Source organism: Campylobacter sp. CNRCH_2013_0855, assembly GCF_025773025.1.
GTDB classification, from domain to species: Bacteria; Campylobacterota; Campylobacteria; order Campylobacterales; family Campylobacteraceae; genus Campylobacter_D; species Campylobacter_D jejuni_C.
Map to the genome: position 1 here is coordinate 98,110 of NZ_JAKMTE010000004.1, position 24,953 is coordinate 123,062.

The following is a 24,953-nucleotide window of genomic DNA, read 5'->3' on the forward strand; positions in this document are numbered from 1 at the left end:
CTATATCACAAGTACTAAAGCACTAATTAATAAATTTAAAACCGCTAAAGGAATTAAAATCAAATAACACATTCTCATTACTTGATCAGGACGCAGTTGCGGAAAAGCCCCTCTAGCCCAAAAATACCAAAAGAACACAAAAGACACTTTCAAAAGCATCATAATAGCCCCTGGTATAATCCAAAAATCATTAAATCCGCCCAAAAATAAAAGCGATATCATAATCGCTCCGGTAATCATGGCTGTGTATTCACCAATAAAAAACATACCCCATCTAAGTCCACTATATTCAGTGCCATAACCTGAAACAAGTTCAGTTTCGTTTTCACTCAAACAAAGTGGAGTTCTATTAGTTTCTATAAAAATAGCTATCACAAATAAAATAAAAGCTAAAGGTTGTTTAAAAATAAGCCAAGAAAGTATGCCATCACTTTGATAGTTATTAATATCTACTAAAGACAAAGATCCAACAAGCATTACAACACACACCAAAGAAAGTCCTGCAACGCTCTCATAAGAGATAATAGAAACAAGTCCTCTTGCCCCGCCTAGCAGCGACCATTTATTATTACTTGCTAAACCTCCTAAAAAAATCGCATAAAAACTAACCCCACCCATACCTACAACAAAAAGCAAGGCCACATTAATATCAGCGATAATAGGACGAATCACTCTACCAAATAAAGTAAATTCAGGAAAAATAGGTATAGCTGCAATTGCCACAAAAGCACAAATTGCTGCAATTAATGGAGCGATTAAAAACACCACTTTTTGAGCATAAGTTGGCACTATATCTTCTTTAGTAAAAAGTTTAATCATATCAGCAACTACTTGAAGTAATCCAAAAGGACCTACCATATCAGGTCCTAAACGACGATGAAATAATGCCAAAGCCTTTCTTTCAAGATAAGTTGCCAAGCCTGCTAAAGTAGCAAAAATAGCTATAACAAGCACGCATTTTATAATTGTTTCTATAATAAAAAAAGTAATATCACTCATATTTTAGCTCCTACTTTTTCAAGCCAAACTTTTACATATCGAGTATTATCAAATAAAGATTTATAATCAATCTTACTATCATAATCCCCTAAATACGCACCATTTTCTAAAGATTCATCACATTTTACACTTATAGCAATTTGAGTTTTTTCATTTTTCAAAATAACACTATCATCTTGGTTTAAATCAAATTTTTGCATTAAATCAGACGATAAAAATAAAGCCCCAACCTCATTAAAAGCTCTATTACTAAGCTTTGAAAACTGATGAATGCTATTTGCATGATATAAGGTTAAATTTCCTTCATTTTGCTCTTTAACTTCTTGAACGCTTAATGTTTTTTCAAACTCAAAATGGGAAAAATCGAGCTCATAACCCCTATGATTTACCCCACCATTATCATAATGATTTTCTAACTCATCAAAGTCAATTACCCTAAAGCCTTTATTTTGTGGTAAAAATTTAGTATAGTTGATCGTAAATTCTTCATCAAAACCTAAGGCATTTGCCAAATCATTTAAAAAATAACCTTTAAATTCTAAAGCCGCATTTGTAGGAACTAATCTTTTATCATAATTTACAAAGCTACCTTCTTGTTGATTTAAACTAGAACTTGCAAGATCAAAATGCCCATCATATGAAAAAGCAAAATCGCCTTTTTCGTTATAACCTAATGTTTTTCCTACTTGAAAATCTTGACTTAAATCACAAATTAAACTCACACCTAAGGTATTAGTGCAAGTTGGATTTAAAAAGACTTTAAATTCAGTATATTTTTGCACCAAAGCACAAAGTTTTGCTAGCTTTACACTTTGCTCATCATAGTAAAAATCACTTCCTATAATAAGTGTAAATTTTTGCTTTTTTGCGAGTAAAGTTTCTAAAATATCCTCATCTATGCCAAGATTTTTCGCATAATTTGATCTTTGCACCTCTATGCTTTTTTTAATTTTTTTAGGCACAAGTTTTTTAACTTCTTCTATAATAGTTGCGCCATTTTCATTTTGCTTTTCTATCTTTTCAGTAACTTCTTCATTAATAGTTTCTTCTATTTCTTTTGTATCTTGATAATATGCATTTTCTAATGTGTTTTTAAAATCCTGCGGAAGCTCTTTGGCAAATTTTTGCAAGATAAATAATAAAATACTTTCATTATCTTTAATATCATGATTAATCTGCAAGAAATTTTTAGAATATTTATCCACGCCTTTATCTTTTATAGGATGAAAATATAGCCCTGCACCTTTATTCATTACCAAAGCGTTATTAACTTTATATCCTAGCGTTGGCGCATCATAGCGTAAAAACGAACCTACGATGATTAAAAAATCACTTTGAGCGATATCGTCTGTATTTGCATTATACATTGCATTTGCATTTTGATAAAAACAAGCTAGGAAATCTTGGAATTTTTTAGCTTCATGATTTATAAGATTAAGATTAAATTTTTTACTTAAATTTTGCAAGATTAAAGCTTCTTCATTAGTAATAAAACTATTAAATAAAATATTTTTTATTTCATCATTTTTTATCATATTTACTAATTTTTCAAAAGCTTTTTTATCTTTACCTTGAACTTCATTTTGGGTATTAAAACCATATCTTGCGGCTTTATTTAGCGTAGCAAAAGCAAAATCATTGCTCACTCTATAAATTTTTTCTTTTTGATTATTAATACTAGTTTGTTTAATATCATAATACATCAACTCACAATCACTAGAATGTGGATTACTAGCTGGAATTTTCTTTAACTCCCAAGCATTAGATGTATATTGAAAAGCCGAACCCACCAAGGCTCCTGTTGGGCATACACTTGTACATTCTCCGCAAAAAGAACAATCAAGTATATCACCACTACTTGGCGCAATTAAACTCTTTTGAAATTTAGTCCAAATAGCTAATGCATCTTTACTCATACTTTCTTTAAAGCTTGCATCGGGTGCGCTTGCCCCTCTTGGAGTAGTTTTTAAAGCACTTTCTCCTATTTTATCTTTACAAACTGTAATACATCTTTCACACACTATACATAAAGCTGGATCATAATTAATCTCACCCCATTTTTTATGCTCTTTATGGGTATCTTTAATCCAATAATTTTGCACATTTACTCTTGCTTTGTGTGTAAAGTTTTGAAGCTCACACTCACCGGATTTATCACATACCCCACATTGTAAAGGGTGGTTGATACAATATGCTTGCATAATAGCATTGCGCTCATCCCATAAATTTTGCAAATCACTCTCTACTACCATACCTTCTTTAACTTTAGTATTACAAGAATAAACCTTTTTACCATCAGCTTCTACCATACACATACGACAAGCAAGTGTTGGAGAACAACCATTTAAATAACAAATTGCGGGAATGAAAATATCATTTTTTCTTGCGACATTTAAGATATACTCACCCTCATTTGCCTCACATTCTATACCATTAATGATAACTTTCATTTTATAACCTTAACTTGAGCTTTTGAAAAAGCAAAATCAGCGCTTTCATAATCAAACAAAGCCACCGTGCCTTTCAAATCATGATTGATTTTTACTATAGTTGTAAATTCTTGAGTGTTTATTTTTAAATTAATTTTATCCCCATCCTTAACCTTAGCAATCAAAGCAAAAGAAGAAGAGCAATGCAAATTTTTGTCCTCTAAAGGCGCTTGCATGATAATAGTTCCATCAAAATTATCAAGTTCTAAAAGCTCACTAAAAGAATTTTGTATTGATAAATTTTCTTCATTTTCATTAGAGCAAATTAGCAAAAGATTAAATTTATGACAAAGTTTTTCTAAAAAATACTTAATATTTTCAAAATCTTTATGTTGATATAAATTTTCATCAAAAATAATACATTTTGCTTCTTTTAAAAACTCCAAAATCTCTAAAGCCTCTTCTTCGCCAAAGCAAGATTCAGCACTTAAATATCCCTCGTCAAGCTCACTAAATTCAACCTCTAAACCCATCTTGCAAAGCAAAGCAAGTACAAAAGACACACTTGCAATCTCACATTTATAAAAGCTTGCTTTTAAATTTTTATCTTCTATACAGGAAATATTGTAATTTTTACTTTTATTAAGCTTAGTACAAAGTAAAGGATTTTTTAAAGAAAGTAAATCCACAAAACACAAAGCATTTAAACCTTCTTGATATTTTGTTAATTTCATTGTTCTACCTTTTTTAAAACTATAGTCCAATCAACTTGATTAAATTTTAAAGAATTTAAAAGTTCACAATTTTGCTCTTTTATGAAAGCAAAGCTTTTTTCTACATTAGAAAAATCTCCTATTTCAAACAAAACCACTAAAACTTCACCCATATAAGCATTTTGAATGATTTGCTCTAAGTCCTTAAATAAATCTTGACTTTTTCTTAAATCCACGCGTCTCATCGATCTATCTCACCTAAAACTATATTAATACTTCCTAAAATCGCCACTGCATCAGCCAAGTATGATCCAACAAGCATTTCCTCTAAAAATGCACAATGAAAAAAGCTTGGAGTTCTAGCTCTTAATCTATATGGCCTGCCACTACCATCTGAGTGGATAAAAAATCCAAGTTCGCCTTTTGGACTTTCAGTTGGCACATACACCTCTCCTTTTGGTGGTTTTAAACCTTGGGTTACTAGGACAAAATGTTGCATAAGTGAATAATTTTGTGTCATGATCTGCTCTTTTGAAGCACTTACATACTCAGGATGATTGCATAAAATTTCAGGTGGAGTATCTTGATAAAGCTTAGCACATTGAACTAAAATTTTCAAACTTTCTCTAAATTCTTGCATATAAACTTTATATCTTGCATAAGAATCGCCCATTTTAGCCACAGGCACGCCAAAATCTACCTCATCATAAAGTAAATAAGGCTCTTCTTTTCTAACATCATAAGCAATGCCGCTACCTCTTAGCATAACCCCGCTACAACCCCAACTTAGCGCTTGTTCTTTGCTTACCACTCCTACATTTTCAGTTCTTGCACGCCAAATTCTATTATCATCAAGCAAAGCTTCATAATCTTTTATATCACTTGGAAATTTATTGCAAAATGCTAAAAGTTCATCTAAAAAGCCTTCGGGCAAATCAAGCATTACCCCGCCTATTCTCATAGATGAATGTGTAAGTCTTGCTCCACAATATTTTTCTATTAAATCAAGTACATATTCACGCTCTCTAAAGCAGTATAAAAACACCGTCATTGCACCAATATCAAGCGCATGCGTAGCAAGCCATAATAAATGCGAAGCAATGCGGTTTAATTCAAGTAAAATCATCCTTATCACACTCGCTCTGCGTGGAATTTCCAAACCACAAAGTTTTTCCACAGCAGCTACATAGGCATAATTATTTGCACTAGCTGCGATATAATCCATCCTATCAGTAGTTGGGATAAACTCTTGATAGATCATATTTTCAGCCATTTTTTCTATGCCACGATGCATATAACCTATACAAGGAGCAGCCTTAGTGATTTCTTCTCCATCAAGTTCTAAAATAAGGCGTAAATTTCCATGAGCACTTGGATGTTGAGGGCCAAGATTTACTATCATGGTACCATCTTCACGCTCAAAGCTTATATTTTCATAATAAGGTTTTAATTTAGTAGAAATTTGCATTTTATCTTCTCTTATCTAAAATTTTTACTTGCGTTCTTTTGGCTTTTTTCACAAAAGGCACGCCACCTTCTTCTTGATACTCTTGTAGATATTTTTCCTCTCTTGGGACTTCGCCTTTACCAACCTCATGATAAATTCTACTAAAGTTTAGCGTGTCTTTTTCATCTACAAAACCTGGATCTCTATTTTCTTCACCTACAATCTCGCGGTATTCTTTACCAAAAATTTTATCTATCTCATACCATTTAGCAAATTCATCACCATGCAAAGGATAGCTTTTTAAAAAAGGATGTCCATACCAATCATCAGGCATTAAAAGTCTTTTTAAATTCGGATGATTGATAATGAAAATTCCAAACATATCATATATTTCTCTCTCACACCAATTAGCACCTTTAAAAACGCTCATAACACTTTGAAGTCTTTCTTTTAAACCAACGAAAGTCTTTATTCTCACTCTTAAATTTTTCTCCATATTTAAAAGCTGATAATATACTTCAAAACCTTGTTTTTGAGCGACAAAATCAATCGCACTTGCATCAGTAAAACAACTATAACCTAAATTTTTAAGCTTACTAAGAATAGCAACATTATCATCTTTATTTATCTCAATCACCCAAAAATCAAGCTCTATAAAAGAATTTTTTAACTCAAATTCTTGGCTTAAAATTTGATGATCACTCTCAAAAGCACTATCTTCTGTGCTTAATTTTTTAGTTATAGGTGCATGGTAAAATCTATCTTCATAATAATTTTTTAACTGAGCATTTTTCTTATCGCTATATTTTCTCATCATATAAGCCTTTTTGGAGCTATTTTTCTGCTTGCTTTTTCTTTACGAATTCTTTTTTGCAAAATCATCAAAGCAAATTGAAAAGTTTCAGGGCGCGGAGCACAACCTGGTACATAAATATCAACAGGAATGATTCTATCTACCCCTTGAACAGTAGAATAAGTATTAAACATACCACCGGTATTGGCACAAGAACCCATAGAAATAACCCATTTAGGATCAGGCATTTGATCATAAAGTCTTCTTGTAAATTCAGCATGTTTTTTGCTTAAAGTACCCGCTATAATCATTACTTCAGATTGTCTTGGACTTGCTCTAAAAATCGTTCCAAATCTATCAAAATCATATCTTGCACCACCTGCTGCCATCATTTCAATAGCACAGCAAGCAAGCCCATAAGATAGCGCCCATAAGGAATTACTCCTACCCCATTGCACTAACTTATCAACCGTAGTTAAAACAACTGGTGCATTGCTCATTTTTTGATACTCTGCCATGCGAATGCTCCTTTTTTATAAGCGTATAAAAAGCCTATTGCAAGCAATAAAATAAAAACAAACACTTCCACTAAGGCAAATAAAGATAAGCCATATTTTGAAAGCTCTGCGGTTAAATCTTTAAAAATCACCGCCCATGGAAATAAAAACACCACTTCAATATCAAGCAAAATAAAAATCAAAGCAAAAACAAAAAATTGAGAATTGATTTTGTTTGCTTGCTTAGAAGCCATAGGTCCACACTCATAAATTCCAAGTCCGAGTTTTTTTCTATTATGAGAGGCGAGTTTGGAGCCTATTTTAGAAGAAATATACACCAAAGTAAAAAATATAACACTTGCAATAACAAGCATTGCAAAGATGCCAAAGTATTGATGCTCTATAGTTGCGTGCGTCATAATAAACCTTTTATTCAAGCATAATTAAAATTTATTTTACTTTAACTTAGCTATATAAAAACTTATTATCAAAAAAATAAATTTTATGATATTTCAAAATGAAACAATTTTTATCTTTATTACAAAAACACTTTTTTATGGCATATATCTTGTAAGATTTTTTCTTGATGAGAAATAAATATATAAGTAATATCGTGTGTTTTTTGAAAAGCGTGCAAGTAGTTTAAAATTTTATAAGCAGTCACTACATCAAGCGCTGCTGTGATTTCATCTAAAATAAGCAATTTTGGCTTTAAAAGCAAAGCTCTAATCAAACCTAGTCTTTGGCTTTGACCACCACTTAGCTTAGAGGGTTTTAAATTTAAAATATCTTTTTCAAGCTCAAAAACATCAAAAAGTTTAAAAAGCTCTTCAAAATCAGGCTTAAGTTTAAAATTTTCATATACATCAAGTAAAAGTCTTTTGGTGCTTTTGTAAGGATTTAAAGCTAGCTTTTGATCTTGAAAAATATATTGAATTTTTTGGCGTAATTTTCTTTGAGTATTAAAATCTAAATTTAATATATTTTCATTTTCAAACAAAACTTCTCCAGTATTTGCGCATTCAAGCATACAAAGAATTTTAGCCAAGGTGCTTTTACCACTACCACTTTCCCCACAAAGCAATAAATTTTCATTTTGTTTTAAAGAAAAACTCACATCTTTAAAAACAAAAACTTCTTCTTCTTTTAAATACCAGTGTTTTTTAAATTTATAAGATTTGCTTAAATTTTTAACTTCTAAAAACATTTTCATTCTCAAAATAATTTAACAATTCTTTAGCAAAAACACCTTTTGGATTGTTTAAAAACTCTTTCATAGGTATTTGATAAAGCAAAGTTTTATCTTCTATGATAGCCACCTCATCGCAAAGCTCTTTAGCTAAATTTATATCATGCGTGATAAAAATGAGATTTTTAAATGCTGTTTTTAACTCTTTTAAAATGACAATGATTTTTTCTTCATTAGCCCTATCAAGAGAACTTGTAATCTCATCACACAATAAATACTTAGCCTCGCTTAACAAAGCTAGAGCTATTTGAACGCGTCTTGCCATACCGCCACTTAGCTGATATATAAAAGAATGCCACAAAAGATCATGATTTTTAAGCCCTAAACACTCAAAATAATAAAAGGCCTTTTCTTTAATCTCTTTTGTGCTTAAATTAGTATGAGTTTTTAAAACTATATTAAAATAACTTCCTATATCAACAAGAGGATAAAAACTCCCATAAACATCTTGAAAAAGCAAATTTACCTTAGCTCTTAATGCATTTAGTTCTTTTTCTTTTAAATTTAAAATATCTTTTTGATCTATCTGAAATTTTTGTGCATTAAGCTTATGGTGTTTATCAAAAAGCTTAATCATACTTTTTAAAAGCAAGCTTTTTCCCAATCCACTTTTACCCATGATAGCCAAAGCTTTGCCATCTTCTAAATTAAGATTTATATCTTTTAATAAGATCTTATCTTTAAAGCTAAGGTTAAGATTTGAAATTTCTATCATGCTTTAATCTCTTCTTGTAAATCATTACCCAAAGCAAGCAAGGGTAAAATAAGCATAAGTATAAAGGCTACTGGAAAAACTATCATCCACCAAAACCCTAAAAACACGGCCTTGCTTGCTTCATTTAGCATATTTCCTAAACTTGGAGTCCAAAGCTCTACACCCAAGCCAAAAAAGCTCAAAGTGGCTTCACTTGTAATAGCATGAGCAATATTTAAAACAAAAAGCACAAAAAGCAAATTCCAACAAGCAGGCAAAAGCTCACTAAATAAAGCTTTCATCTTACTAGAGCCTAAAATGATAGCATTTTGATAAAACTCAAGTTTTTGAAATTTATTCAGCTGGGTATCAAGCACTTTTGCCACAAAAGCAAAATGCCCCAAAGCGATGATAAAAATCATACTCCATAAAGATCCTGCCAAAAAGCTTTGAAAAAACATAATCACAAGCAAAGAAGGTAGCGCTAAAAGCATATCAAGCACTCTAGCGAAAAAAGCATAAGCAAAAAATCTTGTTAAAAACACATAAACACAAGCAAAAAGCACGCTAAAAAATGCTGCCATTACCCCTACAAACAAAGAAACACGCAAAGCATATAAAATACGCGTAAAAACATCTCTACCAAGTAAATCTGTGCCAAAAATATGACTTAAATTTGGAGCTATTTTAGCCTTGCTTAAATCCACTAAATTAGGATCATAAGAGCTTATTAAAGGTGCAAAAAATGCCAAAATAAAACTTAGTAAAATCATCATCACGCAAAACTTACGCATTAGCAAACCTTGGATTAATCATCTTGCAAATTATCTCTACGATCAAATTTACAAGCACCACCACTAAAATGCTAAAAATCACCACAGCTAGCACCACAGGATAATCTTTAAACAATATGCTTTTAATCACCAAATTTCCCACACCCTCATAAGAAAATACATTTTCTACTATATAAGTTCCCATTAAAAAACTCACAAAAGAAGCACCAAAATACGCAAGTATAGAACCAAAAGCATCTTTTAACACAAAGTGCAAATAAATTCTTGTTTTGCTAAGCCCTCTTGCAAAAGCACTTTCTATAAAACTTTGATTTAAACTATCAATCAAACTTGTCCTTATAAAACGCACAAAAACAGCTAAATGTGAAAGCACTAAAGCACATACTGGTAAAAACAAATGCCACAAACGATTAAACACATCATCTTCAAAGCCAATATCTGCAATAGCCGAACTTGGAAAAAGCTTAAAAAATACAGCAAAAACCAAAATAAGCATTAGTGATAAAGAAAAAGCAGGCAATGCAAAAAAGCTCATCGTTGAAAAAGTGATAAATTTATCTAAAAAGCTATCTTTATAAAGAACACAAAAAAGCGCTAAAACCAAAGACAACACAAAAAGTATAAAAAAAGCTAAACTCCCTAGTATGATGGTATAGGGAAGTTTTTCTTTTAAAATTTCATTAACCTTTTCTCCGCTAATTAAAGAGTAGGAAAAGTCGCCTTTCATGGCATTAAAAAGCCAATTTTCATACTGCTCTAACAAGGGCTTGTCTAAATTTAAATTACGCTCGATTTCTTCTTTTATTTTAATACTAGTTCCTTGAGGCACGCTAGCAAAAACCACGCTTCCTTTAGCATGATAAATCATCACAAAGCATAAAAAACTTGCAAAAATCATCAAAAAAAACGCCCATAAAAGGCGTTTAAAAATGAGTTTTAACACTAATTTTTGCTCCACTCATAAGCATTCCAAGTAAAACCTACTCCATGATGACCTAAAATGTGAGGTTTTATACCTTGGATATTTTTAGCAAAAACTAAAGGATAATCAATATAAGCTATAAATAAAAACGCAGGATCATCTTGTAATGCATCAATAAATTCTTTATAGTGTTTTTTTCTTTCATTTACATCAAGTGAATTTCTAGCCTTTGTCAAAGCCTCATCAACTTTAGCATTTTGATAATGGCCAAAATTCCATCCACTTGAGTTTGAAGCACTATCTTGAGAGCTTGCAAAAACTCTAAAGGTATGAAAATCAGGATCATAAGGACTACCCCAACCCACTAAAAAACTATCAATTTTCGTATAATCAAAACTTCCACTTGGCTTAGCTACGGCTTTTGCTTTTATGCCAAGCTTTAAAAACTCACTTTGTAAGATATTTACCAAAGCCACTCTTAGCGGATCTTCACTCATAGCATACATTTCAAAGCTAAATTCTTTGCCATTTTTTTCTAAAATGCCATTTTTGTTTTTCACAAAGCCCGCTTTTGCTAAAAGCTCATTTGCTTTTTTTACATCATAAGCATAGCTTGCAAATTCTTTAGGATTTGCCCATGATTTTTCTAAAGGATGATTTGCTACTTTTCCAAAAGAATGCAAAAGTGAATTTATGATAGCTTGTTTATCGATAGCATAATTTAGCGCTAAACGCACATTTTGATCTTTTAAAAACTCATGATTAAGATTAAACATCAAAGCACGGTAATCAGCCGAAGGTTCTATAAGCATTTTAAAGTTTTTATCATTTTCAAAATTTGAAGCTAGAGCAAAATCAACCAAAGCCACATCAATAGAACCATTTTTAAGCTCAATAGCACTAATACTTGGATCTTTAATGTGTTTTAGTATGAGCTTTGGTGTTTTTACTTTAGCTAAATGATAATTTTCATTTGCTTCTAAGATCATGTATTGACCTTGTTTCCATTGCTTTAGCTTATATGGTCCTGTTCCTATAGGCATTTGATTAAATTTAGTGGTATTTAAATTTTCTTTTTCAAGCAAGTGTTTTGGTAAAATCCCTACACTCAAAGCGTCTAAAAATGCAGGAAAAGGCTTTGAGAGTGTGATAGACAAATGATAATCATCGATGATTTTTACTTCTTTAACTGCGTCAAAATTTACTTTTGAAGGTGAGTTTAACTTCTCGTCTTTTAAAGCATTTATACTAAATTCTACATCTTTAGCACTAAATTTAGCCTCATCATGCCACAAAACATCATTTCTTAAAGTAAATTCATAAACAAGCCCATCTTTACTAACTTTCCAAGAACTAGCAAGATCAGGTGCTAAGCTCATATTCTCATCAAAGCGTGTAAGCCCTGAAAACACAAGAGCAATTGCCACATCATGATCTTCACTAAAAAGTGGATTTATACGCTCTGGTTCATTTTCTACTGCTATAACGATCGTATCTTTTGGCGTCGTAGCAAAAAGATTTAAAGCACAAAAAAGCATGATAAAAAATCTCAACATAAAAGGCCTTTCTTATAAAATAAAGTGTAATTATAACGCTTTTTAATCATAAGCTTTGGTAAAAATTTCATTTTTATCATCAAATAAAAGTTGCAAATACCTCTCATACTGCTTTAGTATATCTACGATGATTTCTTGCTCGTTTAAATACTCTATATTATAACCATTACGCGAATCAGCAAAGAAAGTTTGTGGCTCAAAAATAAATTCTTTAGAATAAGTTGGCATAAATTTATCATCGATTATGCTTTGGCTTGCTTGTTTTTTTACCACTTGTACTCCATAGATAAAATCTTTTGCAAATTCTTTTTTTATAATCAAACTTATACTTGATTTTTCTTGAACAATTTGTGTTTTTAAGCCGTAATTTTTTAGACTTTGGCTGAGTGATTCCATAGCATTTTTTACTTTGGTGTTTAAGAAATTTTGTATGTCTTGTTCTTTACTTTGTTTTAAAATTCTAGCTAGTCTTTCTTGCCAAAATTCCCCTGAAAAATACACACTGCTTTGACTAAGCTTAGTTAAAGAGTAATTTACATCTACGATTAAACCTTTAAGCAGTGAAAAACACATCAAACAAAGCAAAAATGCAAAAGGCAAAGCCACTATCATAGTGATACTTAAAATCGCTCCCAAACCACCTGAATACAGCAAAGAAGTAGCTAAAAGCGCAAGTACAAAACCCCAAAGGATATTTTGCCATTTATATGGCTCATGAGCCCCACCACTGCTTAAAGAATTTAACACAAATATCCCACTATCTGCTGAAGTGATAAAAAACAAAGCTAAAACCAAAAGTGCAAGCAAAGAGCTAAAATAAGAAAAAGAAAAATTTTGTAAAAAATAAAAAAGCAAGCTTTCAGGTGCTGAAGTAAAAGGGCTTAAGATATCATTGAAATTTAAAGCACTATTGCCAAAAATGCTAAACCAAAGTATATTAAAACTAGTAGGCACTACAAGCACACCAAAGATAAATTCCCTTATCGTTCTACCGCGAGAAATTTTAGCGATGAAAAAGCCCACAAAAGGCGCCCAACTAAGCCACCAAGCCCAATAATAAATAGTCCAGTTATTAAACCACTCTATATGCTCTTTTTCATAAGAATAAGTCTTAAAACTCAAAGAAATTAAATTTTGCAAATAATTGCCAATATTAGAGCTAAATTGTGAAAGAATTTGGATGGTATTTGTTGAAAAAAGCACAAAAAGCATTAAACACACTGCAAAAACCAAATTTGCCTCACTTAAAATTTTTAAGCCCTTTGTTAAGCCACTAATCGATGAAAGCGTAGCTAAAGAAATGATGATGATTATAATCATGCTTTGTTCTAAAAAGCTTTGCTCGTTTAAAATGCCTAAATTTAAAAAGCCAGCATTAAGCTGAGAAGCACTATAACCAAGTGTGGTACTAATGCCAAAAACCGTGACAATCAAAGCTAACATATCAACTAAATTTCCCCAAAAACCATAAATTTTATCTTTAAGCAAAGGGTAAAAAGCACTACGCAAGCTAAGAGGCATTTTATATCTAAAACCAAAATACGCCATAGCCAAAGCACACACCCCATAAATAGCCCATGGGTGAATTCCCCAGTGAAAGATAGTATGTAGCATAGCTTCTTCATCGCTTGTTTGTAAGGCTTTTTTATGTATGAGAGGTTCAGCCACACCAAAATACATAAGCCCCACACCCATACCCGTAGCAAAAAGCATAGCAAGCCAAGAAGTGAATTTAAAATGAGGATTTTCATCATCATCGCCGAGCTTGATATCGCCAAATTTTGAAAGCGCGAGTGCGAGCATAAAGCACACAAAAAAACTTACACTTAATATATAAAACCATGAAAAATTTGCAAAAATCCCGCTTTTAATATGATTGATAAAATCATTTGTAAGCTTAGGCAAGAAAATACAACTAAGACTTAAGATGATTATAATGCTAATGCTTGGAATAAAAACTGATTTTTTAAAACTTGTCTTTAGCATGGTACTCCTTTTTTGGATGATTTTCATTATACCATAAGCTAAAAATGAGCAAAATTTAAAAACCAAAAAAACAAAAAAGGCTTTAATAAGCCTTTTAATTTAACTTGGCACTATGGAGTTTTTACGTGCGGTTTTTTGGAGTGAGAATATAAAGATAAAACAGCATCGCATTTGGTTATTTCGTCTTGCTATACCATTCTTGGCTAATTTTACAATTACTACTATGTGGTTCTGGATCAGCTTTTTTAATTTTAATGTGCATTGGCATAGGAACAAAGTCTCCGAATACAAGTGCTTCTCCTGGAACAGATTGCTTAATTTTGCTTACAAAATCTTCAGAAAAATACGGAAGAACTGCATTGATATGTCGCATATCATTTTCATTTTGAATCCTATGTATAATAAAATTTGCACATTGCGATAACACAGTTTCCGAAAGTTCTGATGGTCTTTGAGAGGAAATAAGCAAATAAAGAGAAAATTTTCTACCTTCTCTTGCAATTCGCTCAAATATATTATCTTTTAGTAAATATTTTTGGTCTTTTTTGATATATCTATGAGCTTCATCCAAGACAAGGTGTGCTGGATTTTTTTGCCTATTCTCTCCTTTTTGTTTTTTACGATACTCAAAAATTAATCTTGAAATTACACTTGTTAGTGTTTCTAAGATATCCCTACTCAATTCACTTGTATCAATGATAATAAGTTGGGTTTGTTGCCCCCATAGATGATCAAGATATTTATCCACCTCTTTAATATATCCATTTTTCATTTCGCGCATAAATAAACATTCTGGATTATTGATAAAATAATCAAGTCTAGTTAGCATTGTTCCTACATAACCTCTTGTTGTTTTATTTCCTCTTGTTTCTTCATCCACAAGAATTATTTCTGCTGCCATTTCAAGAAAAGTGTAATCAAAAAATTCTCCATTTTTGTATTTGTACTTAAATATTTCATTTACATCATCAAAGTTAATTCGTTTTTTGATGTCTTCAAGAGTAGTAGATATTTCTTTATCTTTTATTCCATAGTATAAATTACATTTTTGATAAAGATTCTTTGCATCTTCTTCTAAACTTTCTACATCTTCTTCTAAATTTTCCATTTTCCCATTATCTTTGATTACAGTTACTATAATAGCTTGAACTTTAGAAATTACAGATTGAAGTGTGGTTATTTTTGTAGTATCAGTTTCTGTTTGCACTAAAATATTATTGGCAAATGAATAAAGCCTGTATCTTAAATAATTAAGAAATTTTTTCCGCTCTGTTTCCTCGTTTAAAGATAATATTTTATAAAACCTATAAGCCTCCTGTAATACTTTATCCCAAAATGGCTTTTGTGTAGCATCTGTAGCCATTAAAAAAGCATACCACTCATCCAAAGAAAGTAAAAAATGCGGCATATAAAAAGGCTCAACACTATTCTCATTTTCTTTAATATTGGGCTTAAACAACTTTATTCCTACTCCATCAGAAGTAAGCTTAGAAAATGCCTGGCTATATTCTCCATTCACATCAAAAATAATAACTTTTGATCCGAGAGCGGGTCGCTCTTTTTTATAAATTTCTTGAAGTAGATGAGCGATTGTATTGGATTTTCCACTTCCAGAATTTCCCAATACAGCAGAATGCATACCAAAAAACTTATCTTCTTGAATATAAATAGGGTGATTGATTTGGTTTTTGCTAACTCCTAAATAAACCCCTTGACTCTCCGCTCCATATTCTTCTTCTTTAGGTATAAGTATATTTTTTAAATCTTCATTAGTTAATAAGCCCACATCACTATATAAACTAGGATAAACACTTATACCAAGAGTAAAATTATCATCTTTGTACACACCTATGGGTTTTAATAATAATTCTCTATTACTGTTAAGATTAAAATCTTGCCCATCATCTTGCTTATCGGAATCAAAAATTGCAATGACTTCACAAACTATATCTTCTCCCAATGCATTTGATGTTTTTAAATAGCTTCCAATATTACCAAAGTAATATATTTCACCTTTAATATTAAGTCCACCGCCCTTAACATTAGAAAAAATTCTTACTCTAAATTGATTAAATTGAATAGAAACTATTTTACCTACAAGCATTTTTATCCCCCTTTTGCTTCTTTAAATGCACTTACAAATTTTTTATAATTTTCATCCTCTTTGTCTTGCTTGTGTTCTGGAATTAATTCATCTACAAAATAGTTAAAATAATGTATTGTTTTATCTTCATCTTTTCCATAAATGACATAAATTCTTTTGTCGTTGATACTAAAAAGTGGGATCCTTGTAAGTTTGTCTTTATCTGCAAATACAACCACAGAAAGCGAGTTATTAGAGGCAAGAGCCCTGTAGATAATAGTATTTATATGCTCATCACTGAAACTATACCCGATGATAAAAAGAACACTATTTGAAAGTGATAATTTTTTTTGAAATTCTCTGATAATATCAGTATAGGGAGATGTAAGACTTTTTCCTTCTTTAAGTGGGGTTGGATAAATCAAGAAAGTTTTTTCTAACTTTTGTTCTTTTGGTTTGAGATAAATTTCTTCTATATCAAAAAAAGAATTGTGATTTTGATCTTCTACCCAATTTATTGAGCCGTGCAATTTATAGAGATAAATCATATGATTAAGAGGTTCATATTTTTCAATCCCTTCATCCATTTTCTTTGCAAAAACATATTCAAATCTTGCAGGATTAAAGCTGCGTTTAAGCCCACCTCCAAAGCCATTATTGTAATCAATATTGAGATAATCTAAAACATACTCATTAAATAAATCATTATTTGTAGTAAAAACATTTACTCTATTTAAATCTTTATTGCGATAAGTAACCTTTTTGTAAAATTTCTCGTAGTTTTTGAAAACTTCTTTTTGGGTGTCATTTTCGCAATTAATACCAATTTCAATATTAATTGCTTGAAAAATAGTTTTTTCAATTTTTTCAATCAAGTTTTTCAAAGTGTTAAATTCAATATTATCTTTACCTTGTGGATTATTTTCAAAATATGTTTTTCCAGAATAAAGTATTTCCAAAGTTTTTTCCAAATTTTGCTTATCGTTTTTATCAAATAATTCCTTTTCCTTATTGTCTAATTCTCCTATAACACACTCTCTCAACTCTTTCATAGTTGGAATTGCACCATTGCTTGTTCCAGCACCAAAAAGGAAATTTATATTTTTGATATTAAATAAATCAAAAAGAATTGCCTTGATCTTTTCTTTCTTATCTTTATTATCAATATTTCTTAATAAGTCCTCAGCACCTTGAAAACAATTAAAATTACATTCTTGTGATTTATTTTCTTGTACATTATTGTCTGTTTGATTATTCATATTTCCTCCATTTTATATTTTAGATCTATAAAAAATTATACATCATTAACTATTCCTTGTTTTCAATGATTTTTATTTCTTCTTCGTTTAGGTTGTAAAGCTTGTAAACGATAGAGTTTATTTTATCTTCTTGGGTTTTGGTGTTTGCGTTTTTATCTTGCTCTTTTAAATTTAAAATCTCATCAACTAAACTTATAAGCTCGTTTGCTAGTTTTTCATTTTTAGAATTTATTTTTGGTATAGGAAATTTTTCTACATATTGATTTGATAATAAAAAACCTTTATCTGAATATAAATGCCCGATATTTTTAAAATAATAAAATATCAAACTAGAATTTAAAAATCCCAAAAGATATTTAAGTTCATTTTTAGAATTTCCTACCATAAAAGCCATAGAATCCAATAAAACACGCTCGTTTTCTAAAATAAAACTCGGTTCTTGGGTTACTCTTTGCCAGCCTATCTTTTCTTTTTCGAATTCTTGATAATAATTTGCTCCCCATCTTTGCAAACAATACCACTCATAACGAATTCCTGTTTCAGCTTTATTTCTATTAGATAATTTTTCTTTATGTGATAATAAGTGATTATATAAGCTCGAATATTGTTCTTTTAAATCTTGTTCATTTTCTAGCATTGTTTTTGGCTTTTCAACATTTGGAAAATGCCAAGGTATAAATATCACCCAAAGCCCTGCCCACTCATAACTATATCTTTTTATATCTCTACCGCGTAGCATTTTGCGTATGAGTTTGGCAGTGCGTTCTTTTTCGGCTTCATCTTTGCATTTAGTTAAAATTTCATCTCTTTTTTCAGTAGTGATGATAAAGGCTTCATTAAGCCCTGTTAAAATTCCACGATATATATTAAGCCCATGCCAGTCTTTAAGCGGAGTGCCGTGCTTTTCTATCTTTGCTTTTAGTGCGTTTGTGCTTTCATCGTTAAAAGTAAAGCATTCTTTGCTTAAAGAATTTTGTGCGATTTTGTTAAAATTTAAAATGCTTTCTATGTTAAAGTCGTTTTCTTTTAAAAGCTCGGTGTTTGGGGCTAGGTATTTGAAGCTACTATCTTTAGTTTTTGCTTTTTCAAAGCTTAGTATGGAAGTATCTACCGTAGCACTATCAAAGACTTTTATACCATTTAGATCGATGTATTCTAAAAGTGTGGCATTTTTGAGTAAAAACTCTCTTAAAGCTTCTCCATAACCTGCTCTTGTGTATTTGTTCGAAGTGATGAAAGACAAAGCACCATTTTGCTTTAGCACATTAAACCCAAGCTCATAAAAGTAAGTATAAATGTCGCTTGTGCCTTTATATACTTTATAGTTTTTGGCTAAATTTGGCTTTAACTCTTTGATGTCTTCTTGTCTAATGTAAGGTGGGTTACCGATAATGAGATCAAACCCTTGAAAATTCCCGCCCTCATCAAGCACTTCGCTAAATTCAAAACGCCATTCAAAAGGATTTGCACTTTCTAAGTCAAATATACTCTCATAAAGCTTTTTAAGCTTTTTAAATTCTTTCTTAGCGGCACTTTCATCAAAGTCAAATTCAAACATATTTTTAGAGAAAAATGCTCTAAAATTTTCATCTTTTTCATCTTGTGCTAAAAAATCGCCGTATTTTTTAGAGTATTCATTAGCGCCGTTGGTAAGTTGCTTGATCTCTTTGGCAAATTTGTCTTTTAAGCAGAAATTTTTAAAAGACTCTTTGAGGTTTTTGATCTCTTTTGCGATGAGAGTTTTGTCGGTGTAAAAGCCTTCTTTGTAGTCTTTAACTATGCGTTTGTATTTATCCATGCGTTCTTTGATGTTTGGGTAGTGAGAAAGGCTTTTGTGAATTTCAAAGTAGCTTATAAGAGAATTCCCGCATTTTATGTTGATGTCGATGTTTGGTAGGGTTTTAAGATCGTGATAGTTTGTATCATCAAAGCTTTCATAAAAGCTGTGTTTTAAAAGCTCTATCCAAAGTCTTAGTTTAGTGATCTCACATGAGTTTGGGTTGATATCCACTCCAAAAAGGTTGTTTTCTATGATGTCTTTTTTACGCTCGAAAAGTTCTTTTTGACAAAGGTGGGTTTTGTCTTTGTCAAAATCAGGGCGTTTATACTCTAAAAACTGGCCTTTGTGATTTTGCACTAAAATTTCATCATTTTGCACGCTTAGGTAAAAGTCCTCTTCAAACAAACCAAGCTCATAATGCACCATAAGCATGGCATTTAAAGCTGAAACTAAAAAATGCCCACTTCCCACCGCAGGATCGCAAATGCGTATGGAATTTAGCAAGACTAGTTTTTGCTCTTGAGAAATTTTTTCTTGACGTAGCTGGGTTCTTAGCTCGCTTAGCTTGGTGGCATTTAGCTTAAAAGTATGGTTAAACTTATCTAGCACGACTTTTTCTATACTTGCTTTACACATATATGAAGTGATAAAGCTTGGGGTGTAAAAACTGCCTTCTTTGTAGCCATTTAGCTTTTCAAAGACATTTCCCAAAACGCTTGAGTTGATGAGTTCTTTTTGCTTGATGAGTTCTTCGCTTTGCTCATCTGCTCCAAAATCAAAGCTGTCTAAAAACTCAAACAAATACTCAAGCAAACCTACTTTGCCTTTTTTGCTTTTGCCTTTGTCATCTTTTAACTGCGTGTGTGGGTGGTACTCTAGTAAAGCGTCATTTTCTAAAGCGGCGATTTCTAGTGTGGTTTTTTCGATGGCTTGTTTTTCAAAAAGTGATGAATTTAAATAAGGCAAATAGCTAAATTTACTCTGCGCTCTTGTGTGCTTTTCTTTAGCTAAGATATCAAAGAAAAGATGTGAAAGGGTAGTAAAATTTGGAATTTTTTCATAGTTTAGAAATTTAAGGGTTTTATCATCATTAAATCTAACCAAATTTGACTCAATAAGCTTTAAAAATAAAATGCGGTTTAGCCAAAGTATGATGAATTTTAACACCTCTTCAAAGTCATGCTTTGGAAGCTTGCTCGCTATGAGATGATAAAGTGTACCTTGGGCTCGTTTGCTTTGCTCACTTTGTGTAATGATGAATTTAGAAAGCTGTTTGCTCTCGCTTAAACCTAGGATGTACAAAAGCTCTTTATAGAATGCGTTGTTTAGTGAGTTTGCGTCATTTGGGCTAAATTCATTTAGCAAAAAGTCTTTGTGGAAGGTTTTAAAAATGCTTGCTATGTTTTTGAAATTTGACTTTTGCTTGTCTTTTAAAAAGGCTAAATCGACGAAAAAGCCTTTTAAGCTTTCTTTGGAATTTTCTATGAGCTTGCTTGCTTCTTTGTAAAATTCATCGGTGTTGCCTTTAAAAAGTGAATTTGGACTTTGAAATTCTTCAAAAAGCTTTTTAAAGCTTGTGTTTTTATAAAAAAGTTCTTCAAACTCACTAGCTTTGAAAATGTAGAATTTATAAAAGTCTGTGATGATGATAAATTTCAAACTAAAGCTATGTTCTCTATTTCTAAAATAATACAAAATAGCTTCATGCAAGGCTTTGGAATTTGGCTTTGTATGGGTGATGAATTCTTTTGAGTTTGGCTTTTTAGCTTCGATGAGAACTTCTAAGTCTTTGCTAAGCTCATCTTTAACGATGGCTAAATCAATCTCGCTTTTGCCTTTTTGTTTGGTTTTGATGTGGGTTTTGAAATTTAGCGTGGTTAAAAATGGACTAAGTGCGTTAGCCACAAGATAGTCTTCATTTTCACTTTGTGAGCTTTCAAGCCTTTCTATATACTGCGTTAAAGCCTTGCTAAAAGTGTCAAATTCATTTTGTGTGATTTGCTTTTTGCGGTAGTAAGGGTTGAAAAAATCTTTTTCATTTAGCAAAGTAAAGTGCATTTTTAACCTTTATAAAGAATATTTTGTATTTTACTAAAATTTACTTTAAAGGATTGAAAAGACTTTATGAAAATATAAAAACAAATAAACCACTAATCAATAAAAAATTATTAGATAATATTTATTATTGCATTTTTTATATTTTTTATACTAAGAAAATTTTAATATTAAAGTTATACAATAAGTTTATATTAAAAATATCAAGGAGGCAAAATGGGAAAAATTTTAGTTTTCTGTTTGGTGCTTGTTTCTTTTGTTTGCGCTAAAAATGAATTTTTTACAAGTGAAGTAAGCTCACTTTACTTAAGCAAAAATGACACAAAAGCTGTTGGTAGATTGCTACCTACAAATCCTTTTAAAGTATTAAAAACTGATGGAAATAAAGTTTTAGTCAAGATCACAGGCTATGTTAATCCTGCTTCGCCTTCTGTGCTTTATTACAACGATAGTCAAAGAATCATAGTTGCTGCATTTTCTAAAAATACAAAACTTGATTTTAAAACTTATACTAAAAGCAAAAATGGAAAATGGGATAAAGCTACCATAGAAGTTTGGACTGACAAGAAAGATTTTGCAAAAAGCAACAAAGAAATGTTTATAAAAGCTAAAGAGCTTTATGCGAATAACTGCGGAATTTGTCATAGCGTTCATAAAGAAAGTGAATTTAGTGCTAATGGCTGGCCTGCTACTTTTAGATCAATGGTAAATAGAACAGGAATTGATAAAAAAGATCATTGGCTAGTGATACAGTATTTGCAAAAAAATGCAAAAGATTTTAAGGAGGTAAAATAAAATGGGACTTGATAGAAGAAAATTTTTAAAAATCGGAGCAGGGTTAAGCGTGTTGCCTTTAGCTCCTAGTTTAGCCATGAGTAAAAATATAGAAGTTTCTCAAATAAATTCTGGTTTAGTAAAAAATGGAAGTGTGATAACAGCAGCACATTGGGGAATTTTAAAACTTACCATTAAAGATGGTGTGGTAATTAAAAGTGAGCCATGGGAAAAAGTAACACAAATTGACAATCCTTTACAACACTATACAGCAGATATGATCTATAAATCACGCGTGAAATATCCTTATGTTAGAAAAAGCTATCTTGAAAATCCCGACAATCCAAAACCTGAACTTAGAGGAAAAGATGAATTTGTGCGTGTAAGTTATGATGAGGCTATAAAACTTATAGCAAAAGAACTTAAAAAAACAAGAGAGCAAAAAGGAACTCAAGCTATATTTGGTGGAAGTTATGGGTGGAAATCTAGCGGAAATATGCAAAATTGTAGAACACTACTTCATAGATTTTTAAACGTCACAGGTGGTTTTGTAGGGACTACCGGAGATTACTCAACCGGAGCTTCTCAAGTGATCATGCCTTATGTTGTAGGCTCTATTGAAGTATATGAACAGCAAACTTCATGGGAAAACATTTTAGAACATTCTAAAATAGTAGTTATTTGGGGTGCTAATCCTATCGCTACTTTAAGAATAGCTTGGACTTCAAACGACCAAAGGGGTTTGCAGTATTTTGAAAAATTAAAAAATAGTAAAATCAAGGTTATTTGTATAGATCCTATAAAAACCGAAACTACTAAATTTTTAAATGCACAATGGATCTCCCCAAGACCAAATACAGATGTTGCTATGATGATAGGCATGGCTAGTCATTTGATCGAAAAAAATAAAGTCAATTATGAATTTTTAGAAAATTATACAAGTGGTTTTGATAAGTTCAAAGCTTATTTAGATGGCAAGAATGATGGTATTAAAAAAGATGTAAAATGGGCAAGCAAAATTTGTGGGATTGATGAAAAAACCATTAAAACACTAGCTGAAAGCTTTTATGATAACCCTACCATGCTCATGAGTGGTTGGGGTATGCAAAGAGCTCATCATGGCGAACAACCTCATTGGATGTTAATAACCCTAGCTTCAATGATCGGACAAATTGGTACCAAAGGAGGTGGCTTTGGCTTAAGCTATCACTATAGCAATGGTGGGGTTCCATCATGCAAAGGTGGTGTTATAGGAGGTATTACAGCAGGAGCTGTGGGAATTTGGAAAAATGGGAAATTTAAGGGGCTACCAAAAGCAGGAGTTAGTCAAGGTGGTGCCGAATGGCTACAAAATGCTGCTAGTTATTCTTTTCCGTTAGCTAGAATAGCCGATGCTTTGTTAAATCCTGGAAAAGTTATAGACAATAATGGTTCTAAGATAACCTATCCTGATATTGACTTTATTTATTGGGCAGGTGGAAACCCATTAGTTCATCATCAAGATACAAACAATAATGTAAAAGCATGGCAAAAACCAAGAACTATAGTTGTAAATGAAATTTATTGGACTCCAACTGCCAAAATGGCAGATATTGTAATGCCTACTACAAGCTCTTACGAGCGAGATGATATTACCATGAGTGGTGATTATTCTAATATGAATATAGTTCCAATGAAGCAAGCAGTATTACCAATAGGCGAGAGCAAAGATGACTATGAAATTTTTGCTGATATTTGCAAAATATATGGAGATGATGTATTTAATGCTTATACAGAAAATGGTAAAAATGCAAAAGATTTTATCAAAGAATACTACAATAGCGCTTTAAAACAAACTCAAGCTTATGGGGATGTATTTGAACCAAAAATGCCAAGTTTTGAAGAATTTTGGGCTAAAAATGAGCCTATAACTTTTTCTCCAACTATAGAAAGTATGGAATGGGTGAGATTTTCTGAATTTATTGAAGATCCTATCTTAAATGCTCTAGGCACTGAATCAGGCTTGATAGAAATTTACTCAAAAACTATCGAAAAGTATAACTATAAAGACTGCAAAGCACATCCAATGTGGATGGAGCCGATAGAATGGCTAGGAAATGCTACTAAGGAAACACCTTTTCATCTACTAACTAATCATCCAACAAATAGACTCCACTCTCAAATGTGCCATACCTCATTGCGTGAAAAATATGCAGTAAATGATAGAGAACCTATCTTAATCAATCCTATTGATGCTAAAAAACTTGGAATCAAAAATGGCGATATTGTAAGAGTTTTCAATAAAAGAGGTCAAGTTCTCGCAGGTGCTGTGGTAACTAAAGATATTATGCCAAATGTTGTAAGATTATGCGAAGGTGGCTGGTATGATCCAAATGATGAAGGAATGTGCAAATACGGAAATGTAAATGTCTTAACTATTGATATGCCAACTTCTGAATTAGCAAACGGAAACATTTCTCATACAGGCTTAGTAAATATAGAAAAATATAAGGGATTACCGCCTAAAATAACAGCATTTACAGCTCCAAAAGGCGCTGTATAAACATTCTCTTTCTTAGAAGATAATTTCTTCTAAGAAACCGATTATCTACCAATACAATGACTTATTATAAACTTTATTATAAACAATATCACACATCACACTTTACAATACTATTTCAATATAAAACTAAAAAGTAAAAACTAAAAACAAAAATTTATTAAACTTACTATAAGCGTTTTAAAATTAAAAACAACCAAACTAATAAATTACTAAAAATAAAGAATAATAAAACCAAGTCAAATACCCAAACAACATAAAACTAAATAAATTTCTAAAAAGCATAAAAAATAAAAAAACTATAAATTAATTAAAAAACGCAATATAAGAAATATAAGAAATATAAGAAATATAAGAAATATAAGAAATATAAGAAATATAAGA

Annotated in this window: 19 protein-coding genes; 2 read left to right on the forward strand and 17 right to left on the reverse strand. The window is 31.3% G+C overall.

Features of this window, described 5'->3' with window-relative positions:
* The 17 genes from nuoH to L8X40_RS03645 all read right to left on the reverse strand — a co-directional run bounded on the left by nuoH (position 1) and on the right by L8X40_RS03645 (position 21,259).
* On the reverse strand, positions 1-999 hold the full coding sequence (gene nuoH / locus L8X40_RS03565; RefSeq protein WP_087699781.1) for an NADH-quinone oxidoreductase subunit NuoH: 999 nt from the start codon (positions 997-999) through the stop codon (positions 1-3).
* Complete coding sequence (locus L8X40_RS03570; protein ID WP_263667314.1) at positions 996-3,449, reverse strand: NADH-quinone oxidoreductase subunit G; 2,454 nt, start codon at positions 3,447-3,449, stop codon at positions 996-998. The genes nuoH and L8X40_RS03570 overlap by 4 nt, the downstream gene beginning before the upstream one ends.
* Positions 3,446-4,162 (reverse strand): hypothetical protein, encoded by a 717-nt coding sequence (locus L8X40_RS03575; RefSeq protein WP_263667315.1) that lies wholly within the window; start codon positions 4,160-4,162, stop codon positions 3,446-3,448. Before L8X40_RS03575 ends, L8X40_RS03570 begins: the two co-directional genes overlap by 4 nt.
* Positions 4,159-4,386 (reverse strand): NADH-ubiquinone oxidoreductase subunit E family protein, encoded by a 228-nt coding sequence (locus L8X40_RS03580; protein WP_263667316.1) that lies wholly within the window; start codon positions 4,384-4,386, stop codon positions 4,159-4,161. The genes L8X40_RS03575 and L8X40_RS03580 overlap by 4 nt, the downstream gene beginning before the upstream one ends.
* Complete coding sequence (gene nuoD, locus L8X40_RS03585) at positions 4,383-5,609, reverse strand: NADH dehydrogenase (quinone) subunit D (RefSeq protein ID WP_263667317.1); 1,227 nt, start codon at positions 5,607-5,609, stop codon at positions 4,383-4,385. The genes L8X40_RS03580 and nuoD overlap by 4 nt, the downstream gene beginning before the upstream one ends.
* A 1-nt stretch (position 5,610) precedes the next feature.
* Complete coding sequence (locus tag L8X40_RS03590; RefSeq protein WP_263667318.1) at positions 5,611-6,402, reverse strand: NADH-quinone oxidoreductase subunit C; 792 nt, start codon at positions 6,400-6,402, stop codon at positions 5,611-5,613.
* Positions 6,402-6,899 (reverse strand): NuoB/complex I 20 kDa subunit family protein, encoded by a 498-nt coding sequence (locus L8X40_RS03595; RefSeq protein ID WP_039619352.1) that lies wholly within the window; start codon positions 6,897-6,899, stop codon positions 6,402-6,404. Before L8X40_RS03595 ends, L8X40_RS03590 begins: the two co-directional genes overlap by 1 nt.
* Complete coding sequence (locus tag L8X40_RS03600) at positions 6,878-7,297, reverse strand: NAD(P)H-quinone oxidoreductase subunit 3 (RefSeq protein ID WP_039629108.1); 420 nt, start codon at positions 7,295-7,297, stop codon at positions 6,878-6,880. The genes L8X40_RS03595 and L8X40_RS03600 overlap by 22 nt, the downstream gene beginning before the upstream one ends.
* Positions 7,298-7,416: 119 nt before the next feature.
* The gene (locus L8X40_RS03605) at positions 7,417-8,085 is read right to left on the reverse strand and encodes an ATP-binding cassette domain-containing protein (protein ID WP_263667319.1); all 669 of its coding nucleotides are present in this window, start codon (positions 8,083-8,085) and stop codon (positions 7,417-7,419) included.
* Positions 8,069-8,842 carry an ATP-binding cassette domain-containing protein gene (locus L8X40_RS03610; RefSeq protein ID WP_263667320.1) on the reverse strand — a complete coding sequence of 258 codons (774 nt, stop codon included), beginning with the start codon at positions 8,840-8,842 and terminating at the stop codon, positions 8,069-8,071. Before L8X40_RS03610 ends, L8X40_RS03605 begins: the two co-directional genes overlap by 17 nt.
* A complete protein-coding gene (locus L8X40_RS03615) occupies positions 8,839-9,615 on the reverse strand; it encodes an ABC transporter permease (RefSeq protein ID WP_263667321.1) in 777 nt (258 codons plus the stop codon). The genes L8X40_RS03610 and L8X40_RS03615 overlap by 4 nt, the downstream gene beginning before the upstream one ends.
* The gene (locus tag L8X40_RS03620) at positions 9,608-10,573 is read right to left on the reverse strand and encodes an ABC transporter permease (protein ID WP_263667322.1); all 966 of its coding nucleotides are present in this window, start codon (positions 10,571-10,573) and stop codon (positions 9,608-9,610) included. The genes L8X40_RS03615 and L8X40_RS03620 overlap by 8 nt, the downstream gene beginning before the upstream one ends.
* Positions 10,558-12,093 carry an ABC transporter substrate-binding protein gene (locus L8X40_RS03625; protein ID WP_263667323.1) on the reverse strand — a complete coding sequence of 512 codons (1,536 nt, stop codon included), beginning with the start codon at positions 12,091-12,093 and terminating at the stop codon, positions 10,558-10,560. The genes L8X40_RS03620 and L8X40_RS03625 overlap by 16 nt, the downstream gene beginning before the upstream one ends.
* Before the next feature lie 42 nt (positions 12,094-12,135).
* Positions 12,136-14,079, reverse strand: a complete 1,944-nt coding sequence (locus L8X40_RS03630; protein WP_263667324.1) for a BCCT family transporter — start codon at positions 14,077-14,079, stop codon at positions 12,136-12,138.
* A gap of 175 nt (positions 14,080-14,254) precedes the next feature.
* On the reverse strand, positions 14,255-16,183 hold the full coding sequence (locus L8X40_RS03635) for an ATP-binding protein (protein ID WP_263667325.1): 1,929 nt from the start codon (positions 16,181-16,183) through the stop codon (positions 14,255-14,257).
* Positions 16,184-16,185: 2 nt separating this feature from the next.
* On the reverse strand, positions 16,186-17,421 hold the full coding sequence (locus L8X40_RS03640) for an SIR2 family protein (protein ID WP_263667326.1): 1,236 nt from the start codon (positions 17,419-17,421) through the stop codon (positions 16,186-16,188).
* A 49-nt stretch (positions 17,422-17,470) separates the two neighbouring features.
* The gene (locus L8X40_RS03645) at positions 17,471-21,259 is read right to left on the reverse strand and encodes an Eco57I restriction-modification methylase domain-containing protein (RefSeq protein ID WP_263667328.1); all 3,789 of its coding nucleotides are present in this window, start codon (positions 21,257-21,259) and stop codon (positions 17,471-17,473) included.
* A gap of 213 nt (positions 21,260-21,472) precedes the next feature.
* Here L8X40_RS03645 and L8X40_RS03650 point away from each other — a divergent pair, with 213 nt between their 5' ends.
* Together L8X40_RS03650 and L8X40_RS03655 are read left to right on the forward strand one after the other, a co-directional pair.
* Positions 21,473-22,051 (forward strand): cytochrome C, encoded by a 579-nt coding sequence (locus L8X40_RS03650; protein WP_261544908.1) that lies wholly within the window; start codon positions 21,473-21,475, stop codon positions 22,049-22,051.
* 1 nt (position 22,052) lies between these two features.
* The gene (locus tag L8X40_RS03655) at positions 22,053-24,572 is read left to right on the forward strand and encodes a molybdopterin guanine dinucleotide-containing S/N-oxide reductase (RefSeq protein WP_263667329.1); all 2,520 of its coding nucleotides are present in this window, start codon (positions 22,053-22,055) and stop codon (positions 24,570-24,572) included.
* Positions 24,573-24,953 lie beyond the last annotated feature (381 nt).

Bases quoted from the DNA above. Each gene is read 5' to 3' on its own strand.
- nuoD (WP_263667317.1), bottom strand. From the start codon at position 5,609: ATGCAAATTTCTACTAAATTAAAACCTTATTATGAAAATATAAGCTTT.
- L8X40_RS03615 (WP_263667321.1), bottom strand. From the start codon at position 9,615: ATGCGTAAGTTTTGCGTGATGATGATTTTACTAAGTTTTATTTTGGCA.
- L8X40_RS03580 (WP_263667316.1), bottom strand. From the start codon at position 4,386: ATGAGACGCGTGGATTTAAGAAAAAGTCAAGATTTATTTAAGGACTTA.
- nuoH (WP_087699781.1), bottom strand. From the start codon at position 999: ATGAGTGATATTACTTTTTTTATTATAGAAACAATTATAAAATGCGTG.
- L8X40_RS03595 (WP_039619352.1), bottom strand. From the start codon at position 6,899: ATGGCAGAGTATCAAAAAATGAGCAATGCACCAGTTGTTTTAACTACG.
- L8X40_RS03630 (WP_263667324.1), bottom strand. From the start codon at position 14,079: ATGCTAAAGACAAGTTTTAAAAAATCAGTTTTTATTCCAAGCATTAGC.
- L8X40_RS03635 (WP_263667325.1), bottom strand. From the start codon at position 16,183: ATGCTTGTAGGTAAAATAGTTTCTATTCAATTTAATCAATTTAGAGTA.
- L8X40_RS03600 (WP_039629108.1), bottom strand. From the start codon at position 7,297: ATGACGCACGCAACTATAGAGCATCAATACTTTGGCATCTTTGCAATG.
- L8X40_RS03640 (WP_263667326.1), bottom strand. From the start codon at position 17,421: ATGAATAATCAAACAGACAATAATGTACAAGAAAATAAATCACAAGAA.
- L8X40_RS03645 (WP_263667328.1), bottom strand. From the start codon at position 21,259: ATGCACTTTACTTTGCTAAATGAAAAAGATTTTTTCAACCCTTACTAC.
- L8X40_RS03650 (WP_261544908.1), top strand. From the start codon at position 21,473: ATGGGAAAAATTTTAGTTTTCTGTTTGGTGCTTGTTTCTTTTGTTTGC.
- L8X40_RS03605 (WP_263667319.1), bottom strand. From the start codon at position 8,085: ATGTTTTTAGAAGTTAAAAATTTAAGCAAATCTTATAAATTTAAAAAA.
- L8X40_RS03570 (WP_263667314.1), bottom strand. From the start codon at position 3,449: ATGAAAGTTATCATTAATGGTATAGAATGTGAGGCAAATGAGGGTGAG.
- L8X40_RS03655 (WP_263667329.1), top strand. From the start codon at position 22,053: ATGGGACTTGATAGAAGAAAATTTTTAAAAATCGGAGCAGGGTTAAGC.
- L8X40_RS03610 (WP_263667320.1), bottom strand. From the start codon at position 8,842: ATGATAGAAATTTCAAATCTTAACCTTAGCTTTAAAGATAAGATCTTA.
- L8X40_RS03575 (WP_263667315.1), bottom strand. From the start codon at position 4,162: ATGAAATTAACAAAATATCAAGAAGGTTTAAATGCTTTGTGTTTTGTG.
- L8X40_RS03625 (WP_263667323.1), bottom strand. From the start codon at position 12,093: ATGTTGAGATTTTTTATCATGCTTTTTTGTGCTTTAAATCTTTTTGCT.
- L8X40_RS03590 (WP_263667318.1), bottom strand. From the start codon at position 6,402: ATGAGAAAATATAGCGATAAGAAAAATGCTCAGTTAAAAAATTATTAT.